At 57.5% G+C, this 25,994-nt stretch carries 24 protein-coding genes; 7 read left to right on the forward strand and 17 right to left on the reverse strand.

All coding sequences use genetic code 11. The features are described 5' to 3' along the window. Positions 1-9 precede the first annotated feature (9 nt). The gene (locus tag ACR0J7_RS10835; RefSeq protein ID WP_480914231.1) at positions 10-897 is read left to right on the forward strand and encodes a c-type cytochrome; all 888 of its coding nucleotides are present in this window, start codon (positions 10-12) and stop codon (positions 895-897) included. A 58-nt stretch (positions 898-955) separates the two neighbouring features. On the opposite strand, the gene nagA is transcribed toward ACR0J7_RS10835, so the two are convergent. Genes nagA through ACR0J7_RS10855 form a run of 4 tightly spaced genes read right to left on the reverse strand, consistent with a single transcriptional unit; the run spans position 956 to position 4,774 of the window. Next, on the reverse strand, positions 956-2,089 hold the full coding sequence (gene nagA / locus ACR0J7_RS10840) for an N-acetylglucosamine-6-phosphate deacetylase (RefSeq protein ID WP_480483413.1): 1,134 nt from the start codon (positions 2,087-2,089) through the stop codon (positions 956-958). Further along, positions 2,086-3,114 carry an SIS domain-containing protein gene (locus ACR0J7_RS10845; RefSeq protein WP_480483411.1) on the reverse strand — a complete coding sequence of 343 codons (1,029 nt, stop codon included), beginning with the start codon at positions 3,112-3,114 and terminating at the stop codon, positions 2,086-2,088. Before ACR0J7_RS10845 ends, nagA begins: the two co-directional genes overlap by 4 nt. A gap of 29 nt (positions 3,115-3,143) precedes the next feature. Further along, positions 3,144-3,899 carry a GntR family transcriptional regulator gene (locus tag ACR0J7_RS10850; protein ID WP_480914234.1) on the reverse strand — a complete coding sequence of 252 codons (756 nt, stop codon included), beginning with the start codon at positions 3,897-3,899 and terminating at the stop codon, positions 3,144-3,146. Then, positions 3,896-4,774 (reverse strand): glucosamine kinase nucleotide-binding domain-containing protein, encoded by an 879-nt coding sequence (locus ACR0J7_RS10855; RefSeq protein WP_480914236.1) that lies wholly within the window; start codon positions 4,772-4,774, stop codon positions 3,896-3,898. Before ACR0J7_RS10855 ends, ACR0J7_RS10850 begins: the two co-directional genes overlap by 4 nt. Positions 4,775-4,940: 166 nt before the next feature. On the opposite strand from ACR0J7_RS10855, the gene ACR0J7_RS10860 reads away from it, so the two are divergent. From ACR0J7_RS10860 to ACR0J7_RS10885, 6 genes are all read left to right on the forward strand, one after another. Further along, positions 4,941-5,828 (forward strand): N-acetylmuramic acid 6-phosphate etherase, encoded by an 888-nt coding sequence (locus tag ACR0J7_RS10860; RefSeq protein WP_480832942.1) that lies wholly within the window; start codon positions 4,941-4,943, stop codon positions 5,826-5,828. Between the two features lie 24 nt (positions 5,829-5,852). Further along, positions 5,853-7,106, forward strand: a complete 1,254-nt coding sequence (locus ACR0J7_RS10865; RefSeq protein WP_267366202.1) for an ABC transporter substrate-binding protein — start codon at positions 5,853-5,855, stop codon at positions 7,104-7,106. 66 nt (positions 7,107-7,172) lie between these two features. After that, entirely contained in the window at positions 7,173-8,087 is a 915-nt protein-coding gene (locus tag ACR0J7_RS10870; protein WP_267366203.1) for a carbohydrate ABC transporter permease, read from the forward strand. Between the two features lie 12 nt (positions 8,088-8,099). Further along, a complete protein-coding gene (locus ACR0J7_RS10875; protein ID WP_267366204.1) occupies positions 8,100-8,939 on the forward strand; it encodes a carbohydrate ABC transporter permease in 840 nt (279 codons plus the stop codon). Further along, complete coding sequence (locus ACR0J7_RS10880; RefSeq protein ID WP_480899680.1) at positions 8,936-9,970, forward strand: Gfo/Idh/MocA family protein; 1,035 nt, start codon at positions 8,936-8,938, stop codon at positions 9,968-9,970. The genes ACR0J7_RS10875 and ACR0J7_RS10880 overlap by 4 nt, the downstream gene beginning before the upstream one ends. Further along, positions 9,967-10,962, forward strand: a complete 996-nt coding sequence (locus ACR0J7_RS10885; RefSeq protein WP_480483400.1) for an ABC transporter ATP-binding protein — start codon at positions 9,967-9,969, stop codon at positions 10,960-10,962. The genes ACR0J7_RS10880 and ACR0J7_RS10885 overlap by 4 nt, the downstream gene beginning before the upstream one ends. Positions 10,963-11,045: 83 nt before the next feature. On the opposite strand, the gene ACR0J7_RS10890 is transcribed toward ACR0J7_RS10885, so the two are convergent. The 13 genes from ACR0J7_RS10890 to ACR0J7_RS10950 form a co-directional block, all read right to left on the reverse strand. Continuing rightward, complete coding sequence (locus ACR0J7_RS10890; RefSeq protein WP_480914239.1) at positions 11,046-13,265, reverse strand: CHASE2 domain-containing protein; 2,220 nt, start codon at positions 13,263-13,265, stop codon at positions 11,046-11,048. 45 nt (positions 13,266-13,310) lie between these two features. Beyond that, positions 13,311-14,264, reverse strand: coding sequence for a FecR family protein (locus ACR0J7_RS10895; RefSeq protein WP_480914242.1), 954 nt, complete (start codon positions 14,262-14,264; stop codon positions 13,311-13,313). Positions 14,265-14,661: 397 nt separating this feature from the next. Continuing rightward, a complete protein-coding gene (locus ACR0J7_RS10900) occupies positions 14,662-16,176 on the reverse strand; it encodes an aldehyde dehydrogenase (NADP(+)) (RefSeq protein ID WP_480914245.1) in 1,515 nt (504 codons plus the stop codon). Between the two features lie 71 nt (positions 16,177-16,247). After that, the gene (locus tag ACR0J7_RS10905; RefSeq protein WP_480914247.1) at positions 16,248-16,928 is read right to left on the reverse strand and encodes a GntR family transcriptional regulator; all 681 of its coding nucleotides are present in this window, start codon (positions 16,926-16,928) and stop codon (positions 16,248-16,250) included. 226 nt (positions 16,929-17,154) lie between these two features. Then, positions 17,155-18,180 (reverse strand): trans-3-hydroxy-L-proline dehydratase, encoded by a 1,026-nt coding sequence (locus ACR0J7_RS10910; RefSeq protein ID WP_480914250.1) that lies wholly within the window; start codon positions 18,178-18,180, stop codon positions 17,155-17,157. A gap of 8 nt (positions 18,181-18,188) precedes the next feature. Then, positions 18,189-19,289, reverse strand: a complete 1,101-nt coding sequence (locus ACR0J7_RS10915; RefSeq protein ID WP_480483388.1) for a cis-3-hydroxy-L-proline dehydratase — start codon at positions 19,287-19,289, stop codon at positions 18,189-18,191. 15 nt (positions 19,290-19,304) lie between these two features. Beyond that, positions 19,305-20,555 (reverse strand): NAD(P)/FAD-dependent oxidoreductase, encoded by a 1,251-nt coding sequence (locus ACR0J7_RS10920; RefSeq protein WP_480914253.1) that lies wholly within the window; start codon positions 20,553-20,555, stop codon positions 19,305-19,307. A gap of 66 nt (positions 20,556-20,621) precedes the next feature. Further along, positions 20,622-21,554: a 4-hydroxyproline epimerase gene (locus ACR0J7_RS10925; RefSeq protein ID WP_480588204.1), complete on the reverse strand. Its 933-nt coding sequence runs from the start codon at positions 21,552-21,554 to the stop codon at positions 20,622-20,624. Beyond that, positions 21,545-22,504 (reverse strand): dihydrodipicolinate synthase family protein, encoded by a 960-nt coding sequence (locus ACR0J7_RS10930; RefSeq protein WP_480588206.1) that lies wholly within the window; start codon positions 22,502-22,504, stop codon positions 21,545-21,547. Before ACR0J7_RS10930 ends, ACR0J7_RS10925 begins: the two co-directional genes overlap by 10 nt. Before the next feature lie 37 nt (positions 22,505-22,541). Then, positions 22,542-23,264: an amino acid ABC transporter ATP-binding protein gene (locus ACR0J7_RS10935; protein ID WP_267366726.1), complete on the reverse strand. Its 723-nt coding sequence runs from the start codon at positions 23,262-23,264 to the stop codon at positions 22,542-22,544. Then, positions 23,261-23,923 carry an amino acid ABC transporter permease gene (locus ACR0J7_RS10940; RefSeq protein ID WP_480483377.1) on the reverse strand — a complete coding sequence of 221 codons (663 nt, stop codon included), beginning with the start codon at positions 23,921-23,923 and terminating at the stop codon, positions 23,261-23,263. Before ACR0J7_RS10940 ends, ACR0J7_RS10935 begins: the two co-directional genes overlap by 4 nt. Positions 23,924-23,934: 11 nt before the next feature. Further along, positions 23,935-24,597: an amino acid ABC transporter permease gene (locus ACR0J7_RS10945; protein WP_209507537.1), complete on the reverse strand. Its 663-nt coding sequence runs from the start codon at positions 24,595-24,597 to the stop codon at positions 23,935-23,937. Between the two features lie 72 nt (positions 24,598-24,669). Then, on the reverse strand, positions 24,670-25,470 hold the full coding sequence (locus ACR0J7_RS10950) for a transporter substrate-binding domain-containing protein (RefSeq protein WP_480483375.1): 801 nt from the start codon (positions 25,468-25,470) through the stop codon (positions 24,670-24,672). Positions 25,471-25,994: the final 524 nt, after the last annotated feature.

A 25,994-nucleotide genomic window follows, 5' to 3' on the forward strand; every position in this document is an offset into this window, starting at 1 on the left:
AATTGATCAGTGCGGCGCATTCTACTTTTCGCCGTTCTGGTCATGCTTATGGTCGGGTTGGCCGGTTTGCTGTTGACCCGGCCGCAAAGGGTTGATCCAGCCCGGTTGGCCGGTCTGACCCCCGACGTGACCAGAGGGGCGTCTGTCTTCTATTCAGCAGGATGCGCCTCATGCCACTCGGCCCCGGATGCCAGCGAGGAAGGAAAGCTTATTCTTTCCGGCGGGCGGCGGTTCGAAACGGATTTTGGTACGTTTGTAGCTCCAAACATCTCCAGTGATCCGGACGCCGGAATTGGAACATGGTCCGCGCTGGATCTGGCCAATGCCCTTAAACACGGAACAGGCCCCAAGGGACAGCATTATTACCCGGCCTTCCCCTATACGTCTTATGCCAAGATGACGGTCGAGGATGTTGCGGCGCTTCATGCGTTTTTGAACACCCTGCCTGCGTCTGACGCGGCAAATATCCCGCATGACATTGGGTTCCCTTTCAATATCCGGCGCGGGCTGGGGTTGTGGAAACTTCTGTTTTCAGACTCGGGCTGGGTGGTTGAAGGTGATCTGACCGACCAGCAAATCCGAGGCCGGTATTTGGTGGAAGCTTTGGGGCACTGCGCAGAATGCCATACACCACGAAACGGACTGGGAGGGTTGAAGCGGGGTCTATGGCTGACCGGAGCGCCAAATCCGAATGGAAAGGGGCGCATCCCCGGTTTGACCACCGCCCAGCTTGACTGGTCCGAGGCTGACATCGCTGAATATCTGAAATCCGGTTTCACACCGGATTATGACAGCGCTGGTGGCGAAATGGTCGAAGTCATCGAGAACACCTCGAAACTAAGCGATGAAGACCGATTGGCCATTGCTGCTTACCTGAAATCCGTTCCCGTTCAGTGAATTGACTAATGGTTGCAGAAACTCAGGATTTTGTCAGCGCAGGTCTTATGACGCTGGTTCAAACCAGCACGTCTACGTTGCTCAGATCTCTGGCAATGCGGATCAGCGGGCATTGTTTTCCTATGGTTAAGCGCCCCGCGTCGGATAATCCCATTACTTCGGCGGGTATACGCGTCGCGGATGCCAATGCGACTTCCAGCGGCACTTCGGCTTGCGTGGTCAGAACACGCAGCGCTGTGGTCAAATCTAGATCAGCCCCTGCCAAAGTACCATCGGCCAGTGTCAAACGCCCGTCTTTGCGGGAAATGCGGCGGCCTTCCAGTTCGAACATGCGCTGGTCCGTGCCAGCCGGCGCCATCGCATCGCTGACCAGAAATATCCGGCCTGGGCCCCGCTTGGCGGCCCAGGCTGTGCGCATGGCTTCAGGGTGAACGTGAATACCGTCGGCGATTAGCCCGGCGTTTAATCGACCCGCGGCCAGAACCGCCCCGACAAGCCCGGGAGATCGATTGCCCAGTTGACTCATGGCGTTGAACAGATGCGTGACGCAGGACGCACCGGCCTCGGCATAAGACAGGCAGGTATCATAATCCGCATCACTGTGGCCCAGCGAAACAACGGCACCTGCTGAGACCAGCGCTTTCACCTGCGCAATTGACACGTTTTCTGGCGCAACCGTCAGCATCAATGCGGGTAGCGCTTGTGCTGCCGCGACAAGCGTTGTCAGGTCCTCGTCATCCATGGGGCGGATCAGGGCTGCATCATGGGCACCTTTCCGAGCCACCGAAAGATGTGGTCCCTCAAGATGCAGGCCAGCGATCCCCGCAATACCCGCAGCTACCGCCGCCTTGGCCGCTTCGATGGCGGCGCGGGTCTTGGCTGCGGTATCCGTGATCAGGGTGGGAAGGATCGAGGTTGCCCCAAGCGTCCGGTGCGCCTTGGCGATGCGTGCCAGTGTATCGACAGACGGGGCGGCGTTGAACATCACTCCGCCACCGCCATTCACTTGCAGGTCAACATAGCCGGGGGCCAGAATATCGCCTTGCAGATCGACAAGCTTGCCAGCGCTTGTCTTCACGTCAACGCCAATATCGGTGATGCGGCCAGCCTCCAGCCGCAGCGCGGCACCGTCATGCAAACTGGTGCCGTCATAAACAAGCCCGCCGTGGTAGATGGTCGCCTGGCCGCTCATACCGTTTCCGTCACTTTCCGCAGGTGACGTGGCGCATCCGGGTTGATCCCGCGCTGTACTGCGACCTGCTCGACCATTGAATAAAAGGACACGATAGCTGCCACCGGGTCCGTCAGCCAATGATCCGTGCGGACATGAGGCAGCACCTCGGCCTTTGTGACCATTGGGCTGGTGGCAAATACCTGTGCCCCTTTGGCCGCGAGCGTGTCGGCAACCTCGGCCAACAGCGGCTCTGCGGGATCATTGGCGGCAAAGGCAATAACCGGAAATCCGCCTTCCACGATCGAGACAGGGCCATGCAGCACCTCGGCCGAGGAATAACTTTCGGCATGGATCTGGCAGGTTTCCTTGAATTTTAGCGCGGCCTCGTTCGAGATCGCTACGCTTGGTCCGCGACCAAGCGTATAAAGCGAGCTTTGGGTGACGGCAGCCGCCGCTTTGCCCCAGTCACACCGTGTGGCGGCATCAAGGTGCTTTGGCAGGCCACGCAGCGCAGCCAGAAGATCTTTGTCGCCTTTCAGTTCCGCCAGTAGCCAAAGCCCGGCAACCAGCGAGGTCACGAATGTCTTTGTCGCCGCTACACTAAGCTCGGGGCCTGCGTGCAGCGGCAAAGCCGCCTCAGCCGCCAGTGCAAGGGGGGAAGATGGGTCATTTGTGATTGCTACGGTGCTGGCCCCGGCCTTTCGGGCATTTTTCGTAAGCTGCACGATATCCGGGCTTTTTCCTGATTGTGAAACAGAAAGGCAAAGCGCCCCGGCCACATGCAGGTCAGCGCCATACACTGACGCGACCGATGGGCCGACGGATGCCATAGGCAAGCCAAGAAGCAATTCGCTTGCGTATTTCAGAAAAGTACAGGCGTGGTCGGAAGAGCCGCGCGCCGCCGAAATCATGAACTTCAGCCCGCCGTTCCGGGCGACGTCCGCGGCTGTGCTCAGGGCATCTCCGCCATTGCTGAGCAATCGCTCGACGGCAACAGGGATCTCTTCGATTTCCTGACGCATCAGGGTCGTTTTCGGGGTCATCGGGGCAGCCTTTCCATCAGAATCGCAGATCATGGAGTAAGTCGCAGCTCAGCCACAAAGTCATAGGCATCGCCGCGATAGTTGGATTTTGTGAACTCGGCGACGCGCCCGCCTTCCAGATGGGAAATCCGCTGGATGCTTAACCCCGCCGCGCCTTCGGCGACACCAAGCAGAGCTGCATCTTCAGCCTCTAGATTAACGGCGGAAATCTTCTGGATGGCGCGAACAGGTCGGCAGCCGTTTTCTTCCAGAAGATCATAGAGTGAGTCGCGCACGGCAAGCGGGTTTGGCAGAATGTCCAATGGCAAAGAGGCACGTTCGACTGCCATGGGACGCCCGCCAGCCTCTCGCAGGCGGCAAATGCGCGCCACCTGTCCGTCAGCGGGCAGCTCGAGCACCGCCGTTTCCTCGGGTGATGGTAGAAAAACGCCCCGTTCCAACCACTTGGAGGTTGATTCCATACCGCGCAGGCGCATGTCCTCACTGAAAGACGTCAGATGCGAAAGCGATTGTTCCAATTTCGGCGCGGCGTTCCGTACGAAAGACCCGGAACCCTGCCGCTGTACGATTGCGCCCTGTTTCACCAGTTCCTGAATGGCCTTGCGCACGGTGACCCTGGACAGGCCGGTGATCTCGGCGATCTCGCGCTCGGGCGGTAATGAGGAATTCGGGGGAAGGACTCCAGCGTCGATGCCTTCTTCCAGCCGCTGGCGCAGCCGGACATAGCGCGGCCCGCCACCGTTCTCGAGCCAGTCGTCAGAAGCCAGAAAAGATGCTGCGTTCATGCCGAATGCTCCACTTGGAAAGCCCGGGCCAACGCGATGGCCCCGTCGATAGGCGCACCTTTGGGCTCTGTTACTGCGCCACGCGCACGATCCGGCAGATACGCCTCATAGTGAGGGCCAATACCCCCGGTCAGGCATAATGGCATGGCCGGGGTCCAGCCCATTGCTTCCAGTGCTTGCAAAAGATGCGCAGCACCTTCGTGCATAAGCGAAACCGCCCGCTCATCCCCTGACCTCGCCGCCGCTGTCACCTGTCGCGCAATTTGGCCGAATTCATGAGGTTGGGCCGCAGCCGCGAAAGCGACAATGCCGCTTGTACTGCCAAATGCGTTCAGCAAGGCCTCGGTCAGGTTGGAAATTGAGACCAGCCCGTCCCATGCATCCAGCGTAACGGAAAGCGCTCTGCGCCCAATCCACTGAGCAGAAGCCTCATCCCCCAGCACAGAGCCCCAGCCACCGGCAAAGCGTCGGCCGGCTTGCGATTGCAGGGCCAGAAACGAACCCGTCCCGCAATGGGCGATTGCACCATCGGTTGCCTGATGCGCACCCGCCAGCGCAGGGTGACGATCATCCTCGACCAGTATCCTGTCCAACGGCAAATCCGCGGCTACTCGCTGGGCGATCTGTTCGCCGGTAACACCGGCCAGTCCAAAATACGCCGGTACCGGTCTCAGGGTGTCGGGCTGAACATTGAGCTTGGTTGCAAGCATCTTCAGGCCGTCTTTCAGCCGCACAATCGCGCCGTCATAATCGCTGGCGACGTTGGCGGGGCCAACCTCGACCACCAGCCGCTGCTCCCCATCGTCATAGGCGATCCGACAGGTTGTTCCGCCGCCGTCTGCTGCGATGATTGGATTGTTTTTCGACCTAAGCATGATGATACCTATATAATGCCTATGCTGAAATGTAAATGCCAAAGTAAATCCAATAAGGGCAGAAAGATCGAAAATACATTGAAAAATAAGGCCAATAGCGGCTGAAAAAAAATTAGTGGACAAATGGTATTGTATAGGTATGCTTTCTGGCAACGAGGAGAAACACGTGCTGCCACACATCACAGAACAACTCCACCCGGACGCATACGATTTGGGCAACCGACCGCTGGAAGAGGCGGCGCTGACCCTGTCCAGGGGTCAGCAGGAAGCGGCCGGTGCCCCACAGGGCGCCCTGCGTGCGATTTGCGACGGTGCCGACGCCATGGCCCGCAGTCTGGCATCAGGTGGTTCATTGTATTACGCGGCGGCGGGGTCTTCGGGGCTGATGGCTGCGGCTGATGCAATGGAACTGGGCGGTACTTTCGGCATTGATGAAAACCAAGTCCATATCCTGATGGCCGGAGGGTTGCCGCAATCCGCGCATATGCCCGGTGGAACCGAGGACGATACCGATGGGCTGATCGACGGGCTGGCCGTGCTTACGTGCAACGATACGGTCATTGCTGTCTCTGCCAGTGGCACCACCCCCTATACACTTGAGGCCGCGCGACTTGCGCGTGCCGCGGGTGCCAGCACGATCGGGATAGCCAACAACCCGGGCAGCCCGCTGTTGGCGCAATGCGATCACGCGATTCTGCTTGCCACCCCGCCTGAACTGATTTCAGGCTCAACCCGAATGGGCGCCGGTACAGCCCAGAAAATCGCGCTGAACATGCTGTCCAGCCTTATGGCAATCAAGTTGGGTCATGTTCACGAGGGCATGATGGTCAACCTGCGAGCAGACAACGCAAAGCTGCGGGCGCGTGCGACCGGCATCGTCGCCCGGATCGCCGGAGTTGATGCAGGCACCGCCCAAAACGCCTTGGCTGAAGCGCAAGGAGACACCAAATCCGCCATTCTCATCGCCGCTCGCGGCGTTTCACTGGCGGCAGCCAATGCGCGCCTGAAAGAAGCGGGCGGAGTTCTGAGCGCGGCACTGACACCTGATAAATAACTGCAAACCAAATGGGAGAGTACAATGAAACGTAATAGCCTGAAACTGGCCTTGCTTGGTGGGACGCTGTTAGCCTCTGCCGCCTATGCCGAGGACGTCACCCTGACTATCGAAAGCTGGCGTAACGATGACCTGACACTGTGGCAGGACCAGATCATCCCGGCCTTTGAAGCAAAGCATCCTGGCATCAAAGTCCAGTTCACGCCGTCTGCCCCGGCAGAATACAACGCGGTTTTGAACTCGAAACTTGATGCGGGGTCTGCCGGTGACCTGATTACCTGCCGCCCCTTCGATGCTTCGCTGGCGCTTTATGAGGCCGGTCACCTGACCGATCTGTCCTCGGTCGAGGCGATGAACAACTTCTCGGACGTTGCAAAGTCTGCCTGGCAGACGGATGACGGTTCGGCCAGCTTCTGCGTGCCGATGGCATCGGTTATTCACGGCTTCATCTACAACAAGGACGCTTTTGCCGAGTTGGGCCTCGAAGTGCCGACCACAGAAGACGAGTTCTTTGCCGCTTTGGACAAGATCAAGGAAGACGGCACTTACATCCCAATGGCAATGGGTACCAACGACCAGTGGGAAGCTGCCACGATGGGCTACAACAACATCGGGCCGAACTACTGGAAGGGTGAAGAAGGTCGTCAGGCGTTGATCGCAGGCGAACAGAAGCTGACCGATGAAGCCTGGACAGCCCCTTATGCGACGCTGGCCCGTTGGGGTGCGTATCTGGGTGATGGGTACGAAGCACAGACCTATCCCGACAGCCAGAACATCTTCACTTTGGGCCGCGCAGCCATCTATCCTGCGGGATCATGGGAGATTTCCGGCTTCAACGCACAAGCCGATTTCGAAATGGGCGCTTTCAAGCCGCCGGTTCAGAACGCAGGTGACACCTGCTATATCTCGGACCACACGGATATTGGCATCGGCATGAACGCGGCCACAAAGAATCCTGAAGCCGCTGAAACATTCCTGACCTGGGTCGCAAGCCCCGAGTTTGCTGAAATCTTCGGCAACGCTCTGCCCGGCTTCTTCCCGCTGTCGAGCACTCCGGTCGAGTTGCAGGACCCGCTGGCCAAGGAAATCGTCGGTTGGCGTGAAGAATGTGAATCGACCATCCGCTCGACTTATCAAATCCTGTCCCGCGGCACACCAAACCTCGAGAACGAGACCTGGGGCGCATCCGTTGCCGCGATCAAAGGTGCCAAGTCGCCTGAAGAGCTGGGTGCAGAACTACAGGCGGGCCTCGCCTCGTGGTACGCACCACATCAGTAAGCTGAACCATACCCGGGCAGCATGAGTTGCCCGGGTACGCCCGGCATTCCATTGAAAGCGCTCCCCATGACCCGCCCCCGCATCCGCTGGCATATCGTCGTGTTTCTGGCACCAGCCGTGCTTGTCTACACAGCGGTGATGATCTTTCCCCTGTTCAACACGCTCCGTCTGGCCCTTTACTCTGAGGTCGACCAGAGCCGCGTTTTTGTTGGACTGCAGAACTTTCAAACGCTGTTTTTCGATCCGATCTGGTCGGAACAGTTCTGGAATGCGCTGGGCAACAATTTCTGGTTCTTTCTGATCCATATGCTGGTGCAGAACCCCATCGGCATCGCGCTGGCCGCGCTTCTCAGTCATCCGCGCCTGCGATTTGCGGTGCTCTATCGGTCGGCGATCTTCATTCCGACAATCCTCAGTTTTGTGATTGTCGGGTTTGCATGGAAACTGATCTTGTCGCCCATCTGGGGCATCGCGCCTTCGATGCTGGACGCGGTTGGGTTGAAATCCCTCTTTGCCCCGTGGTTGGGGAAGGAGGAATATGCCCTGACCACACTGGCGTTGATTTCGGTCTGGCAGTTCGTTGGCATCCCGATGATGTTGATCTACGCGGCCTTGCTGTCGATTCCCGAGGAAATCCTGGAAGCCGGGGAAGTGGATGGCATCACCGGTACAAGTGCCTTTTGGAAAATCAAGCTGCCGCTGATCCTGCCCTCGATCGGGATCATCTCAATTCTGACATTTGTCGGCAATTTCAACGCCTTCGATCTGATCTATGCTGCACAGGGCGCTCTGGCGGGGCCTGACTTCTCGACCGATATTCTTGGCACCTTCATGTATCGCACATTCTTTGGCTTCCAGCTGCAATTGGGTGATCCGCATATGGGTTCGGCCATCGCTGGTGCGATGTTTGCAATCATCCTGCTGGGTGTCTGTGTCTACCTTTTCGGCATCCAGACCCGGATGCGCCGGTACCAGCTGTAAGGAGCAGATGACATGAACAAGGCCCGCTCCAACCCGCTAAACACCTTCGCGATGCATGGTGCACTGATCTTCTATACGCTGATCGCACTGTTTCCGGTTTTCGTGATCCTGATCAACAGCTTCAAGACCCGCAAGGCGATCTTTCGCGAACCGCTGGCGCTGCCCGATGCCGACAGTTTTTCGATGATCGGGTATCAGACAGTGATGAAACAGGGGGATTTCTTCCTTTATTTCCAAAACTCTCTGATTGTGACCGTTGCATCCCTGACTTTGGTCCTGCTGTTTGGCGCAATGGCGGCTTATGCGCTGAGTGAGTACCGGTTCAAGGGCAACATGCTTATGGGTCTGTACCTGGCGCTTGGAATCATGATCCCGATCCGCATCGGCACTGTGGCCATCCTGGAAATGATGGTGGCGACCGGGCTGGTGAACACCCTGTGGGCGCTGATCCTTGTCTATACGGCGCAGGGCCTGCCCTTGGCGGTGTTCATCCTCAGCGAGTTCATGAAACAGGTGAGTGACGACCTCAAGAATGCGGGCCGCATTGACGGGCTAAGCGAATACACAATCTTCTTTCGGCTTGTGTTGCCGCTGGTGCGTCCGGCAATGGCAACGGTTGCCGTGTTCAACATGATCCCGATCTGGAACGATCTATGGTTCCCGCTGATCCTCGCCCCTGCGGAAGAGACCAAGACACTGACGCTGGGCAGCCAGGTCTTCATCGGTCAGTTTGTGACAGACTGGAATGCGGTCTTGTCAGCCCTTTCAATGGCGATCCTGCCGGTGCTGATCCTCTATGTGATCTTCTCGCGACAGCTTATCCGCGGCATCACGTCAGGAGCGGTGAAATGACCCGCGTCCTGATCGCAGGCCTTGGAAATATGGGGCTGAGCCATGCGCTGGCACATCACCACCACCCGGACGCACAGATTGTCGGGCTGGTGAACCGATCCGGCCGCGTGGATCACCCTGATCTGACGCGCTATTCGGTGTATTCAAGTTTTGAAGCCGCTCTGACCGAAACCAAACCGGATCTGGTTGTGGTTGCGACCTATTCGGACAGTCACGCGGATTACGCCTGCGCCGCGATGGAGGCGGGTGCGCATGTGTTTGTCGAAAAACCGCTCGCCACCAACGTTGCCGATGCGCGGCGTGTGGTCGAAACAGCGGCGCGTCTGAACCGTAAGCTGGTCGTGGGCTACATCCTGCGCCACCACCCATCCTGGATGCGTCTGATCGCCGAGGCTCGCACTCTGGGTGGCCCCTATGTGTTCCGTCTGAACCTGAATCAACAATCCTCGGGCCCTGAGTGGGAGACGCACAAGGCCCTGATGCAGACCACGTCGCCCATCGTGGATTGCGGTGTGCATTATGTCGATGTGATGTGCCAGATCACCGATGCAAACCCCCTTCGCGTTCATGGCATGGGTCTGCGCCTGTCGGATGAAATCGCGCCTGACATGTACAATTACGGCCAGTTTCAGGTCGTGTTCGACGACGGTTCGGTCGGGTGGTACGAGGCTGGTTGGGGTCCGATGATGTCCGAAACCGCGTTTTTCGTGAAGGACATCGTGTCACCCAACGGGTCTGTTTCGATCACCGACGGAAACAAGGGCGCGTCAGCGGACATCGATGGTCACACCAAGGTTGGTGGCCTTCTGGTTCACACGCCGCAGGGCGACAGGATTATCGACATGCCTGATGAGCCCGGCCATCAGGAACTGTGCGATGCTGAACAAGCCTATATGCTGCGCGCCATCGCCGAGGATATCGACCTGACCCGCCATATGTCCGACGCCGTACAATCCCTTGCCATCTGCCTGGCCGCTGATCAAAGCATCCGCACTGGCCAACCCGTTTCTCTTGAGGAGACCCGCCAATGACCGCCCTTTCACTGAAAAACATTCACAAATCCTTTGGCAATGTAGAGGTCCTGAAGGACATCAATCTTGAGGTTGAGGACGGCGAGTTTGTGGTTTTTGTCGGCCCCTCCGGATGCGGCAAGTCCACTCTTCTGCGCGTTATTGCAGGGCTTGAAGATGCCACATCGGGTGAGATCAGAATTGCTGGCGAGCAGGTCAATCTGACCCCGCCCTCGAAACGTGGCATCGCCATGGTGTTCCAGAGCTACGCGCTTTATCCGCACCTGAATGTACGCGGCAACCTAACCCTTGCCCTGAAACAGGAACGCCAGCCGAAAGCCGTGATCGACGAGCGGGTCGCGGAGGCGAGCCGGATGCTGGGGTTGGAGCCCTATCTTGACCGCTACCCATCCGAACTGTCGGGGGGGCAGCGCCAGCGTGTTGCCATCGGTCGCGCCATCGTGCGCCAACCCAAGCTGTTCCTGTTCGACGAACCGCTCTCCAATCTTGATGCTGCTTTGCGCATGAACACCCGGATCGAGATCGCAAATCTGCACAGGCAACTCTCGGCCTCGATGATTTATGTCACGCACGATCAGACAGAAGCGATGACATTGGCCGACAAGATAGTGGTGCTGCGCGACGGACGGGTGGAACAGGTCGGCAGCCCGATGGAGCTGTACAACAACCCAGCAAACCGCTTTGTCGCGGGCTTTCTTGGTTCACCGTCCATGAATTTTCTGCCTGCGGACAACCTGACCCCGGGCGATGCGCGCGAACTGGGGCTGCGCCCGGAGGACATCCGCCTGGAAAGCGGCGGACCGATCGCCGGCACCGTTTCGCATGTTGAGCAGTTGGGCGGTGATACCAATGTCATTCTGCAAACCAGCAATGTGCCAATCACGGTCCGATTGTTTGGCCAGCACGCAATTGCCCCAGGTGACGATGTACAATTCGGATTTGATCCCAACCGTGCATATTACTTCGGGAATGACGGACAGAGATTACAGTAACGATAATTTTCAGCCCGTCTTGCATCAGTTTGTTCCGGTGTGAGCGTGACCCAAAGAGGGCAAGCGCCGGAAAACGTGACTGGTTAACCAAGATTGTGGCGTGTGAACATAAATTGCCCGGATGGTAGGTTCGACCGGAAGTCAGCGGCACGACCGGGCAGCGCCCTGTAGAACTGACGCAAGCCGGGCTCGATGTCTTCAGCCAGATTTTCGCACTGTAGGCACAAGGTCTTGACCAAGCTGTTTGGATGTCGATTTGTGATCGCCAAAATCAGCTCCGCATGTGCAGCCCTGAGATCCTGGAATGCCGCTGTTTGCAACAGGGCCTGATCGCCCACCAAAACAAAGACGGGTTCCGGGTTGGCTTTGCCTTTCAGATCAACATGCCCGGCCTCTAACATGGCCAGATCCCCCTGCGTGATTTCATGGACACCGTTTGAAACGACGATGTCATAGTCGACCGTTCGGCAGCATTGTTCGATCCGCGCTGAGACATTCACGACGTCGCCGATGACCGTATAGTTGAACCGTTTCTGCGAGCCGATATTGCCGACGCAGGCCTGCCCGGTGGCAAGCCCCGTTGCCAGCGCGATAGGGGGGCGGTTTCGCATGATGTCGGATGCATTGAACTCTGTCAAAGCGCGCCGCATTTTCAGTGCAGCAAGTGCTGCCCGGCACGGGTGGTCAGCGACAGGCAAAGGCGCATTCCAGAACGCCATAACGGCGTCGCCGATAAACTTGTCGATGGTTCCCCGTTCCGCCAGTATCTGGTCACCGATACTGGAAAAAAGCGCATTCAGCAGCGAGACCAGTTCGGTGGCAGATGCGGATTCAGACAGAGGTGTAAAACCCCGGATGTCGGAAAACATCACTGTGATATCCTGCGTCTCGCCTCCCAATTGTAGCTGATGCCCAGTGGCTTCCATCTCATCAAGGATTTCCGGGGCGACGTAATGAGAAAAGACTTTCCGGATTTTGCGCTTTTCCCGTTCGCTGGACAGGAAAAGATACCCTGCCAGCAGCCCGAAATTGGCCATGCCACCGATAAGCGGAAATGTGGCGTCGAACAAAACCGACTGGTTTTGAAAGACCAGCCAACTCAATATCAGAACGGCGGCAGCGGCGACACCGCCTGCAATGAAAGATGCAACCGCACCAAAACTGGACATGACGGCAATCACGACAAGCCCGAGAAAGGCGAAGGCAAGCATTTCCTGCGCTGCGGTCACGTCCGAACGGCTTAGCATTTCGTTGGTCAGGACCTGTTCCAGCACCTGAGCATGAATTGAAACGCCGGGAACGCTCTCTCCAAGCGCTGTCTGATGCATATCGAATAAACCGGCGGCCGACGTTCCGATCAGGATGATCCGCCCCTCAACTTCCGCCCGAACATCCGCATCATCCGAGCTTTTGAGGATATCGCTGGCCGAGATGTACAGTTCGGGCGCATCCCGCCGGTATCTCAGCCAAATCTCGCCGTTTTCTGTCGTTGGTATACGGTATCCCCCGACCTCAACCGCCAACATGATGCCTGTTTCGTCCTGCGCACCTTCGGCTACGATATTGGTTTCACCCAAGGCAACTCTCAGGGCTTCAATTGACAGACCCGGCAACAGCCCGTCCGGCCCGCGCCAAAGAACCGGCACACGGCGCATGATACCGGTTCCGCCGATGGGCGAGACGTTGACCCCACCAATACCCGCAGCGGTCCGGTCCAAAGGGGGCGCGATTGGCGTCCAATGAGGAACTGAAATTAGACCCGCGGCGGGATTTTCCCCGAACTCAATGATACCTGCTTTTGCAGTGATGGGGTTTCCTTCCGCCGACAATCGTGCGGCAGTCCCAAGAACGACTGGCCAATAGGCGATTTCCATCCCAAGCAAGACATCGTTATCGAGCTTCTGAGCGTGGCGTTCCACTGTGAGAACCCCTGCCAAAGACGGATCGTTCAAAAGCCGTGAGGGGGAAAACCGGTCAGGCTCAGCGAACAACATATCAAATGCGATGGCCGCAGCGCCATATTCACCCAGATTTTGAACCATCTGCGCCACCAGTGTTCGGGGCCAGGGCCATTGCCCCCAATTGGCCAGAGAGGCCTCGTCAATATCTACAACTCGTACAGGGAGTTCAGGATTGAACTCACGCGGGGATGACCTTTGCAGAACGTCGAAATAGATCAGACGGGTCATTCGCACCGGATAGGGATCCATGACCCGGATGAAACAACCCACAAGGATCAGACACAATCCGACAAGGCGGAACGCCCATTTCCCCGTCCTGGTTTTGCGCTTCTCGTCGCTCACGTCGTTCTCCGGACAAGTGAGACCATTTCCGCTTTTTCGACAACGCTACCGGAACAGCTCACTATTTGATTCTTGCTGCTCAGGACCTTCCTGACCTGGTTCCTCTCGATCAGGTTCTTCCGGTTCCGGATCAGGCTCTTCCGGTTCCGGTTCGGGTTCTTCTGGCTCCGGTTCCGGTTCTGGTTCTGGTTCTTCCAGCTCCGGTTCTGGTTCTACTTCTGGCTCTGGGTTTGACGGAGGTGCTGGCGGCGCTGCGACGCTGACTGGGCGCGGCTGGGGCGCAGTTCTGCGAAAATCGGCCCTGTCGACTTTGGCCTGCTGCACGGGCGCGCCTTCGCCAGAACATCCCTCAACCCGTACCTGCAAAGGAGGCAGAAGGCCTTCCTGCGACTGAATAAATGGGAATCCCTCTTTCAGTGCTTGATCGTACTGTGCCTGATCAGCGGGCCGCCCGACTGTTCCGCCTCCACCGGTGGCATACATGCTGCACACGCGGCCTGTGGACCTGCAAGACCCTTGTGCACTGCACATTTGAACAGTTCCGTGCAGGACAAGCATTGCGCTTTGGGTTTGTGATACGACCCACATATCGAAGGTTGTGCCACGAACTGCCATTGTCGCTGTCGGGGTCTTGATCGAATAGGCTCTTTTTCTGCTTTTGCCTGAAATGAATCGAAAGCTGCCGCCCAAGGCCTGCACGGCAAAGCTTTTGGCCTTTCGGTTGCCGCGCAGCATGGTCACATCCAAAACCATATGCGCATTGGGGCCTACGGCAATTTTGGTTTCATCCACAAATACGATCTGCACCAAACCGCTGTGGTCTGTAGAAATCGTATCGCCCGACACCACATCCATTCCTGAAATGACAGGCTGTGCGTTTCCGGCGCGAATGATCTGAGCGCCTTGTTTGGCGCTGATAACTGTTCCGATGTTGGCAAGGGCCTGCGCCGGCATGAGCGCGACAACAAATACAACCAACACAATCTTTAACCAAGCCAAACCAGAGCCCCTTCCCCCAACGGGTCTAAGTAAGCGCGAAGCGCGCCAAGCTCGATTTTTGCCCCCAGAAATGTGTTATTCTTATTCAAATACTCTAAAATGCTAGCAATATTTATGCATTATGGTGTGTATTTGTAGCAAGTTGTTTTTTGGCCCACGTTTTCTAGCTTGGGCACACACGGGTATGCGGGCGATTGTCTCCGACATGGTCAGAACGTGTGAACAACAGGCTTACACCTATGGATCTGAGAGCCGTAAGTCGAGCAAACTGGTAGGCGCTTAGCAAGTTAACTGAACAGGCCGAAGCACAGCCTTCGGTAAATTCGAGCATAGGACACGTGGCTCATCGCTATCCTTGCGATGAGCCTTGACGCTCTTGCAGCGTGTTGTTGAAGGATCAGAGGAATTGTTCGGGCAACAATGCGTCCGGCATGTTCTGGTAACACACGGGTCTCAAGAACCGCCGGATCGACAATGTGCCGACAGAAGTAGCACCGAAATTGGTCGAAGCGGGGTAGGGGCCGCCATGCACCATGCTGTCGCAGACGTCGACGCCCGTGGGAAAGCCATTGGCCAGTACACGCCCGGCCTTGCGCTCGAGGATCGGCATCAGGGAACGCGCGGTGTCCATGTCCGCATCATCCATATGCAGGGTACAGGTCAGCTGACCTTGCAGACTGTGTGCGACGGCCCGCATTTCGTCAGGCGTTTCAGCGGTCACTATTACGCCCAGCGGGCCAAAAACCTCTTCACCAAGGGTTTCGTTTGCCAGCAAGTTCACAGCATTGGTGCGATACAGGTAAGGGGACGCGGTGCGTTGATCACACATCGAGCTCAGAACCTCCTGCACATCTGCTATATTGGCGATCCTTGCCTGACCGGCTCGATAAGCGTCGGCGATGCCGTCGGTCAGCATGGTTTGCGCGGGTGTCTCTGACAGGGCGGTTCGCGCGGTCTCAGCGAAGCGGTCCGCTGCTGCACCCGCCAGCATTACGGCGACCCCGGGGTTGGTACAGAACTGGCCTGCGCCCATGGTCAGCGACCCAGCCCAGTTCTGAGCAATGTTGTCGCCCCGGTTCGTCAGCGCAGCATCGAGAATGAACATCGGGTTGACCGAGCCAAGTTCACCGAAAAACGGGATTGGTTCAGGACGCGCGGCACACAGATCGAACAGTGCCCGACCACCAGCCAATGAGCCAGTGAACCCGACAGCCCTGATCAGCGGGTGTTGCACCAAAGCGGAACCTACTGTCCGGTCACCCCCCTGAATCAGACTGAAAACACCGGGATGAATTTTGCAGCGTTCGATGGCAGAATGTATGGCCTCGGCTATGATCTCACCGGTGCCCGGATGGGCGCTGTGCCCTTTTACGACAACGGGGCACCCAGCAGCCAAGGCGGCCGCGGTGTCACCGCCTGCGGTTGAAAAGGCCAAAGGGAAATTCGAAGCACCGAATACGGCGACAGGGCCAATAGGGCGCTGGATCATTTTCAGATCCGGGCGCGGCAGCGGCGAGCGGTCTGGCAACGGGCCGTCGTGGCGCCGATCCAGATACTCACCACTCAGAATATGAGTGGCAAACAAGCGAAGTTGGCCCGATGTGCGACCCCGCTCTCCTTGCAGACGGGCCTCGGGCAGGCCGGTTTCCTGCGTGCCGATTTCAGTAATTGCCTCGGCGCGGGCTTCGATCTCATCCGCGATGGTATTCAGAAATGCCGCTCGGTCTTCCCGGGTCGAAAAACCATAGCTCCAGAACGCTTCTTCGGCAGCTTTTGCAGCCGCATCAACATCCTGAAAGCGCCCCACCGAAAAACGGTGCGACGGTCCAAAAGCGGGCTGTGACTGAAAAAACGTGTCACCTGAAAGCCAATTTCCAGCGATGAGGTGCTTGCCATGGGGGGAGCAGGTCATGAAGGTTCCATATTTCCGATTCTATGTTAATGGATAATGTATCCAATTATGAGGGGCAATCAAGCGCCCTGTTAGGTCTCCTCCATGGCGCGTTTTGCTACGATCATTTCCAGCAACTGTTCCTTTGTTCGTCGGATGTGCCGCATCAGCATGTCACAGGCTTCGTCAACGTTCCCTGTTTGCGCCAGTTTCAACAGTTCTCGATGCTCTTTTTTCGCCGGTTCCCGCTGTTTCATCACGCTCAGATGCATTCGGACATAGCGGTCAGATTGCAGATTGACGCGATCCAGCAATTCATTTGTCAGTTTCCTCTGTGACGCCGCGTAGAGGGCGGAGTGATATTGATAGTTCAGGATCCCCCACTTCCCGACGTCATTCTCGTCATAAGACGCTTCCATCTGTGTCAATATCTCGTTGCATCGTGCGAAGTCGGCAGATGTCATCTGCGGAATGGCTCTGCGGAAAAGATCGACTTCAATAAGCATTCGAAGGTCGAATATTTCTCCGATTTCGTTCAGCGAGTGTTTGGTGACTGATCCGCCCCGATTATTGGCCCATTGAATCAGACCTTCAGCGTTCAGACGCTTTAGGGCTTCGCGGATGGGCATCCGCGATACGTCGTATTCCTCAGCCAGAGCTTCCTGGCGAATAGCTTCACCTTCGGCAAGTTCACCGTTCAGAATACGTTCACGAAGATCGTTCGCGATGACATCTGGTAGGCTTTGCTTGGTTATCGCGCGCTTTCCTGCCATATCTTTCCTGCCACTTGTTTGGGTACAGCTACCGGTTACCGGCGTTATTCCAAGTTAAGCCGCGACTCGGCCACCCAGAAAGCTGATTAAGGACACTCCGTTTGATAATGCATCCAATATCCATGTTGATTCAACCCTGCTGAGACAACACGGTAAGACCAAGAGCGAATGGAACCTTCTGTAACTGCCTGTCCCTGAGAGTGGGCACGGCCAATGCACTGTTTAGTCAGACACCCCAGGTGTCCGACAAGCGATACCCGCCAGGCCAGGGGTCATCCGGGTCAAGCATGTGTTGGTGAATGCCGGTGATCCAGCCGCGCCCACTGATTTCGGGGACAATCGCGGCACGGCCCGCCACTTCGGTGGTATCGACAATCCGACCGGTGAACCGTGATCCGATGATCGAGACTGCCTCGAATGTCTGACCCGGCGACATCAACCCTTTTGCAGCCATCAGCGCCATGCGTGCGGAAACCGCTGTACCCGTAGGCGACCGATCAACCTTGCCGGGCTGGATCGCCACGGCAGATTTTCCGGTCAATCCGGTTTTGGTCTGGCTCAGCGGGCCGCAGAAAGCACAGAATGAGATATGGTCCCAATCCGGGTTTTCAGGATGCGAAAACCCAAGCTGTTCATTGGCTGCATTGGTAATCTTCACCCCCAATCGGGCAATGTCACGGGCCTCATGTTCGACAATTTCGAATCCCAATGCCTTTGCATCGACCACGACAAAACTGTCACCCCCATAAGCAGTATCAACCATGATCGTATCCAATCCGGGCACCTCAAGCGGGACGGACAGTTTGTCGGCAAAGCTGGGCAGGTTCTGCACGAAAATGCGTTGCGCTTTGCCACCGCTGCATTCTGCCCGGACATGAACCAGCCCGCCCGGGGCCTCAAGCACCATATGAGTTTCGGGTTCCTGCATCGGAATGATCCCGCCATCCAGCAATACGGTTGAAACACAGATTGAGTTCGAACCTGACATCGGCGGTGTGTCTTCGGGTTCCATAATGATAAAGGCCGCGTCGGCCTTGGGGTGTTTCGGGGGCACCAGAAGATTGACATGACGGAAAACACCGCCCCGAGGTTCGTTCAGAACGAAGTTGCGCAGCGTCTGGTCGCCCGCGACAAAGCTGCGCTGTTCCCACAAGGTGTCGCCTGGTGGCGGGGCAACGCCCCCAACGATAACATCCCCGACTTCACCTTCTGCGTGGGCTGAAATGACATGAACGGTTTTGCTGCTCCGCATCGGATCTCTCAATATTGTGCGACAGGCTCGCCCAGAGCGTCGAAAATCGGTGTAACACCCAGACCCGGACGGGCGGGTGCGGTCATCCGGCCGTTGACACGCTTTGGCGCACCCTCGGCAATGTCCACGGTGCCGTAAGAGTTGAAATCCGTGGCAGAGAATGTGAACTCGGACGGCGTTGAACGGGCCAGATGTGCAATGGCTGCGGTGGTGATGTCACCACCCCAGGTGTCTTCGATCGTCATGGGGATGCCGTGCGCCACGCACAGGTCCCGCATAAGATGGGCTTTGGTCAACCCTCCGACTTTCGAGATCTTCAGGTTGATCACATCCATCGCGTCTTCGGCAATGCCGCGGACCAGCGTGTTGGGAGTGTCGATCACCTCGTCCATCACGAAAGGCAACGCGGTGCGGCGGCGGATCGACACGCATTCCTCATAGGTCAGGCAAGGCTGTTCCACATAGACATCCAGACCCGAAATCGCGCCCACCACGCGTGCGGCCTCGTGCCGGGTCCAGCCGGTATTGGCGTCTGCTACAAGCAGGTCCGTCTTTTTCAGAACGGCGCGGGTGGCGTGGATACGGTCGATGTCGTCATTGGCCTCGCCACCCACCTTGAGCTGAAACTTGGTGTAGCCTTCGGCAGCATAGCCTTCGATCTTTTTGGCCATGATCTCGGGAGCTTCCTGACTGATCGCGCGATAAAGCACCACATCATCCTGCGCAGCGCCCCCCAGCAATGTGTAAAGCGGCTGGTCCGTGGCCTTGCCCAGCAGATCCCAGCAGGCAATATCCACCGGAGCCTTAGCATAGGGATGACCCCGCAAGGCCGCATCCATCGTACGGTTGATCTGACCGATATTCAGTGGGTCCTGCCCGATCAAATGCGGGGCCAGCTCTGCCAGCCCGGCCCGGACGCCGAGCGCAAAAGACGGCAGATAGGCCGAGCCAAGCGGGCAGCATTCGGCATAGCCCTTCAACCCTTCATCTGTGATGATTTCCAGAACGGTGCTGTCAAACACTTCGACAAAATTGCCGTTGGACCAGCTATAGCGGCCTTCTTTCAGCGGCAGATCCACCTGATATACGTTCAGCCCGGTGATTTTCATAAGGTGTTCTCCAGATTAGAAGCGTGTGGATGAGAAAGGTGACATATCGAGCACCGGCTTGGCGTCAGTGACCAGATCGGCCACCAGTTCGGCCGTGCCTGCGGATTGGGTCAGCCCCAGATGACCATGGCCAAAGGCATAAAGTACGTGTGGTGCGCGCGAAGATCGGTCAATCACTGGCAGGCTGTCAGGCAGTGATGGGCGAAAGCCCATCCATTGCGTGCCGCCTTCCAGGTTCAGGTCTGGCATGAAGCGCCCGGCCTTGGCCAGCAACGTGTCAGCGCGCCGGTAATTTGGGGCCAGCTTCAATCCACCCAGTTCGACTGCACCGCCGATGCGCACGCCGCCGTTGATCCGGGTTACCACAAACCCATGCCCCCCAAAGGTCAGATGAGTGCGCAGGTCAAAAGCGCCTTCGGGCAGGGTCGTGTTATAACCCCGCTCGGTCTCAAGCGGGATATGATCCCCCAGGGTCTTGGCCAGCTGGTGTGACCAGGCTCCGGCGGCAACAATCACCTGACCTGCCGAAATGTCGCCGTTGTCCGTGTCAAGGCGCACGCCGTCATCGGTTGGTTTCAGTGCCGTGATCCCTGCGATCTTTACCTGCCCACCGCGCGCGATGAACTGTGCCGCCAGATGCTCGGTCCAGCGGGCAGGGTCGACGGTATTCATCCATGTCGAGGTAAAACCCGCATGGGTAAATCGCCGGTTCAGCCCGGGCTGAATTTCGGCAATAGCATCCGGGCTGTCCAGAAGATCAAACGAGATGCCATGGTCCTTGCGCAGGTTCCAGGTGGGCAGGCTGGCACGGAATTCGCCCTCACTCTCGAACAACTGCAACTGGCCTTCGCGCTGCATCAGCGCCTCGCCGTCTACAAGCTCAATCTGACGCTCCAGCGCCGCACGGCTGTGGTTCATCAGCGCGGCTTGTGCGGATAGTGAGGCTGCATAACGATCGCGCCAACTGGCCCGCCAGAACCGGAGCATCCACGGTGCAATACTCAGCGCATAAGCGGGCGGGATCGACAAAGGCCCCAACGGATCAAGCAGCCATTTTGGCGCTTTGCGCATGATCCCAGGCGTTGCAAGCGGCACGATATCTGTAAAGGCAAAGGCCCCGGCATTGCCCTTTGACGCCTCGGCTGCAACGCCTTCACGGTCCAGCACAAGCACCTGCCTTCCCCGCTTTTGCAACTCTAGCGCAGCGCTGATGCCAATGATGCCAGCACCGATCACAACTATGTCCGTCTTGGTGTCATGCTGCATGGTTACAGGTTCTCAAATAGTGGTACGGGGTCGGGGACCGGACAGCGTCTGTCCCCGGCCTTGACTTCAAAGCGCGATGCCATCACGGAACGGATCATTCGGCGCGAAAACCAACCTGCCTTCCGACATGATATGCGCCTGCCCGGTCAGGGTGGGAATGACACCCCCGTTCGGGCCGGGTTGGTAGCTCAGCACGTAGGGGCTGCCGATCACGCTTTCCTGCACAATCTCTTCCCCTGCTTCCAGCACCCCGTTTGCCGCCAGACAGGCGAGGCGCGCCGAACTGCCGGTACCGCAGGGCGACCGGTCATATTGATTGTCCGGGCACAGTACAAAGTTGCGGCTGTGAACATCCTTGTTGGGGGATTGATCCTGAAGGATCACATGGTCGACCAGTTCTCCGTTTTCGCCATGCACGCCCTGTGCGATGCAGGCTTCGCGTATGGTGATGGTCAGATCGGTCATCGCCCGAATGTTTCCCGGGTTCACCGGGATTGGGCTGGGATCAACAATGAAGAACCAATTTCCGCCAAAGGCAAGATCGCCGGTTATCGACCCATAGCCGCCAACCTCAATCTGCACTGCTGCCCGCACGCGACGGCTCTCGACATTTGTGACGCGTACGGTATTGGCGTCCAGTAAATCCACCGAGACGACACCGACCGGAGTTTCAACCCGATGCGTGCCCGGCCGGATTCTGCCCATATGTGCCAGAGTGACGCCCAGACCGATGGTGCCATGCCCGCACATGCCAAGAACTGCATCCGCATCAAAATAGATCACGCCGGTCTCACACCCTGGATCTTCGGGCGCGACCAGAAGCGCCCCCACCATTCCGGGCTGGCCCCGCGGCTCCAGCAAGATGGATTTGTAGAACGCCTCATGCTCGGTAGCCAAGCGTCGTGCACGCTCGGCCAGCGGGCCGGACCCCAGATCGGGGCCGCCGTCGAGGATCACCCGCGTAGGCATTCCCCCGGTGTGACTGTCAATCACATGCATTCAGCAATGACTCCGCCCTGGCCGGACCAATCAGTAAACCAAGTGCGGAACAGGTCGTATTGCTGTTCGCAATAGTTGCGCTGGGCATCCGTCAACTCGTCGGTTTCGTTGAAGTGCAAACGGTATTCCTCTTCGCCGTTCAGGACCAGCAGGTGTTTGTAATACAGCACCAGATCGGTGCCCTCGTCAAAGCTGGCCAGCACACCAAAGGCTTCTTCAAGCTCGCGCGCGCGCAGGCGCGCTTCGGCATGACCGGCCGCCGCTTTCTGGCACAGGGCAGCCAGCAGCAGTGCTTCTTTCGGCAGGGCAGTGCCAATCCCTGTGATCGAACCGGTGGCACCGCAATTGACGAAGCCATGGTAGACCTCGGTGTCCACACCAACCATCAGTGTAACCTGATCATCTTTCGAGGTAATGTGTTCCGCCGCATAGCGCAGATCGCTTTTGCCACCGAATTCCTTGAACCCAACCAGGTTGGGATGATCTGCCCGCAATTCCAGGAACAGATCGGCGCGCGTCGCAAAGCCGTAAACCGGGCTGTTATAGATGATTGCCGGAATATCAGGTGCAGCCGACAGGATCGCTTTGAAATGATTACGCTGCGCCGCGATGGACGATCCACGCGACAATACACGCGGGATCACCATAAGCCCTGCCGCTCCAACCTTTTGCGCATGCGCGGCAAGCGCCACGGCGGATTTCGAATTTATCGCACCTGTGCCGACGACAACGGGCAGTCCGGCCGTGATCAGACGTTCGACACCTTCCATCCGTTCGGCATCCGACAAGAGAGGCCAGTCGCCCATCGAGCCGCAATAGACCACGGCAGACATACCCGCTGCGATCATTTCCTTGCCCTTTTTCACCAGCGCGTCGAAATCCGGTGTCCGGTCCGGTTTGCAGGGGGTCATCAGGGCTGGCATGGTGCCGGTGAAGATATTCTGGGACATGAAGGTAACCTTCCTAATTGTTTTGGGGCGGGGGCTTTTATCGCACATTCGCCAGGAATTTGCGGGTGTGTTCAGATTGGGCTTCGTTAAAAATCTGGGCGGGCGGGCCGATCTCTTCCATCACGCCCTGATGAAAAAAAGCAACCCGGTCTGATACATCACGAGCGAAACCCATCTCATGCGTGACGCAAATCATCGTCATCCCTTCTTCAGCCAAAAGCCGCATCGTGTCGAGAACTTCGCCCACCAGTTCAGGGTCCAGCGCAGAGGTGGCTTCGTCAAACAGCATGTATTCCGGCTCCATCGCCAGCGCGCGGGCAATGGCAAGACGCTGCTGCTGACCACCCGATAAGGCCGAGGGGAAGACGTTCAGCTTTTCGCCCAACCCTACATGGGTCAACTGCTTTGCGGCAATGTCACGCGCCTCGTCCCTCGACTTGCCTTTGACAATCTTCGGGGCCAACGCAACGTTTTCCAGTGCTGTCAGATGCGGAAAGCTGTTCCATTGCTGGAACACCATCCCCAGCTTTGTGCGCAGCTTGTTGATGTCGGTGCCTTTAGCATGAACATCAATGCCATCAACCCGAACCGATCCCTGCTGGATCGGTTCCAGCCCATTGATGCAATAGAGAAGGGTCGATTTGCCGGAGCCTGACGCACCGATCACCGACAGGACCTCTCCTTTCTGCACATCCAGATCGATGCCTTTCAGCACATGCAGCGATCCGAAATATTTGTGCAGGTCGCGAATTTCGATCATTGGGCCCACCTTTTTTCTAGCGACGCGGAATACCGCGAAATCGGATAGCTGAGCGCGAAATAGAACGCGCCAGCGATTGTCAGGATCAGGAATGGTTCCTGCGTGCGGGTGATCAGGATCTGGCTGGCTTTCAGCAGCTCAACATAGCCCAGAACCGAGACCAGCGCGCTGTCTTTCATTACACCCAGCGCGACCCCGACCCATGCAGGGAACACCGCGCGCCCACCAATCGGGAAGACGACATATCGCAGATCCTGCCAATAGGTCATGCCCAGGCTGCGCGCGGCGCGGCGCATCGGATCACCAACGGCTTCAATCCCGCCGCGCGCCACATTCGCAACCAGTGCTGCCGTGTAGATGGACAGGATCACCACGCCCGAGGCAAACGGGTCCAGATTGAGCCCGACAATAGGTGCAAAGTTGTAAAACAGCACCAGCTGGATGATCAGAGGGACCGACCGGAAAATATCCAGAACCGGAGCCAACGTCAGGGTCGCTGCCAGTTTGCCCTCGTACAGAAGCCAACCGCACACCACGCCAAAAACCGTTCCAATGGAAATCGAAAGCACTGAAATCCAGAGCGTTCGCAGCGCGGCTTCGCCCAGAAACCACAGATCGTTGATGTTGAAGCCGCTGAAAAAGCTGACAGTGGGTTGCATCTGTGCCTCCTTCAGTAGCGGAAAAGCCGGGACGCCAGCAGGCGCGAGGCAAGCAGGATGATTTTGACAATCACGTAGTAGATGACCGCGGTGACGGCGAAATATTCAAAGATTCGGAAAGTGCGCGAGGCAAAGAACTGGGTCTCGCCCGACAATTCCCGGAAGCCGACCAGCATACCCAGTGACGACATTAGAACAGCCCAGACCATCTGGTTCGTGATCGGATGATAGACAATGCGAAACACCTGCGGAATCACGACGCGTGTGTAAGCCTGCCACGCGGTCATGCCCAGCGATCGGGACGCGCGTAGCTGTGTCTCGGGGACGGCCTGAAAGCCGCCACGGAAGTTTTCAGCCAGATAACCGGCGCAATTGAATGTCAGCCCGGCCAGCACGATGAAGTACGGCGATAGATGCAGGCCAAAGGCACCAAGCCCGAAGCCGAAAAAGAACAGCTGGAACAGCGCCGGAGTATTGCGCGCCAGTTCGACCCAGGCTGAGGCGAACCAGTAAAGCGGACCTTTCAGGTGCAGCCGCGTCAGCGCCAGACAAAGTCCGATGATAATGCCAAGGACCATTGCCAGCACGGCAACCTGTATCGTCAGCAGCGATGCCTCAAGCAGGTCCGGCAGGCTTTTCATCACCGGCCGCCAATGGAAGTTATAGTCGAACACGGGTGTTCCTCACGCAATCTACCGGTCCTTTCGCCCGGCCATAGCCGGACGAAAGCATGGAGTAGGAAAGGGTCAGTACATTACGCCGGGAATGCGCAGCTCAGGCGCTTCGCCGCCGACATATTTACCCCAATGCTCCTGATAGCGGCCCGATCGCACCTGGTGGGTCACGAACAGGTTCAGGAAGTTCAGCCAGGTGACATCTTCGCGCTTGCCTACAACCGAAGTGTAGTCGGTGGTCCATGGCATGCGAGGGCCGGCAACAACAGTGTCATATTGCTGGGTAATCGGCAGCACGGCAGTGTTTGTGGTAATGCCGATATCGGCCTTGCCCTGAGCCACCGCCAGGAAAACCTCATTCTCGGACTGGTAGCCCTGGTAATTGCCTTCTTCGCCCCATTCGGCGGCGATCTTCAGCCATTCCTGCTCGGGCACGGTGCCGATCGCGGCGGCCACGCGCTTGCCACGGATATCCTCGAAGGTCTCAATGCCGCTTTCGGCATTCACGACACCCTGCGCATAATAGATGGCGTAAGGAATGGTAAAGCCCACCGTCCGCGCCCGTTCAAGGCTGTCCGAGGTTGCTCCGAACACAACGTCTGCGCGTCCGGTGACGATCACTGGCAGGCGTTCGGCCCAGGTCAACGGCAGGATTTCGGCCTCAACTTCAAGTGCGGCGGCCAGATCATTGCAGTATTCGACGTCAAAGCCTGCCGGTTCGTTATTCGCGTCGCGATACCCAATTGGCGGAAAATCCAACACAACTCCGCAGCGCAATGTCCCGCGATCTACGACATCGTCCAGCGTGTCCGCCATCGCAGGAGCTGTGGTGATAGTGGTGAGGGCCGCCAGTGCGGCGAGTTTCTTGAGCATGTGATCCTCCCTGAATCAATCGATACGCGCAGCTATAGAGGATATTGTATCCAACATCCAGTATTTTGTTGAGCAGGAAAAGCCAGCTTTCAAAAGGTGTCGTGGCTCTTGGATGTGATTGAAATGACTGACTTGGCCCGCGTGGAAGGCCCTCGTTCGTTGGCGGCCAAATGGATTTGACACCATGTTCTACTGGAGTTGGAGGTTTTTGGCTGAACGTGGCCCGTCGTCAAACGTGAAGGTGCATTGTGCTCGGAGGCTGGGGAGATTTCAGCTTGAGACGGAATACCTTTTGTGATGGGAGTGTGCGGTCGCCCAGGCAACTCCAGCCTGTGTCTTTCAAAGAAAAGCGGCAATGCTGACCCGCGCAGCCAAATGCGCGTTCGGTCAGACTTTGACGGCTTGTAGTTCTTCGAGCAGGTCGAGGAGTTGGTTGAGTTTTTCTCGTCCCATTTGTTTTTCGATGCTTTGGTAGATCTGGAGAGAGGTTCCGAGGTTTTCGGCGAGGATGTTTCGTCCTTCGT

The organism is Ruegeria sp. O4 (genome assembly GCF_056535125.1).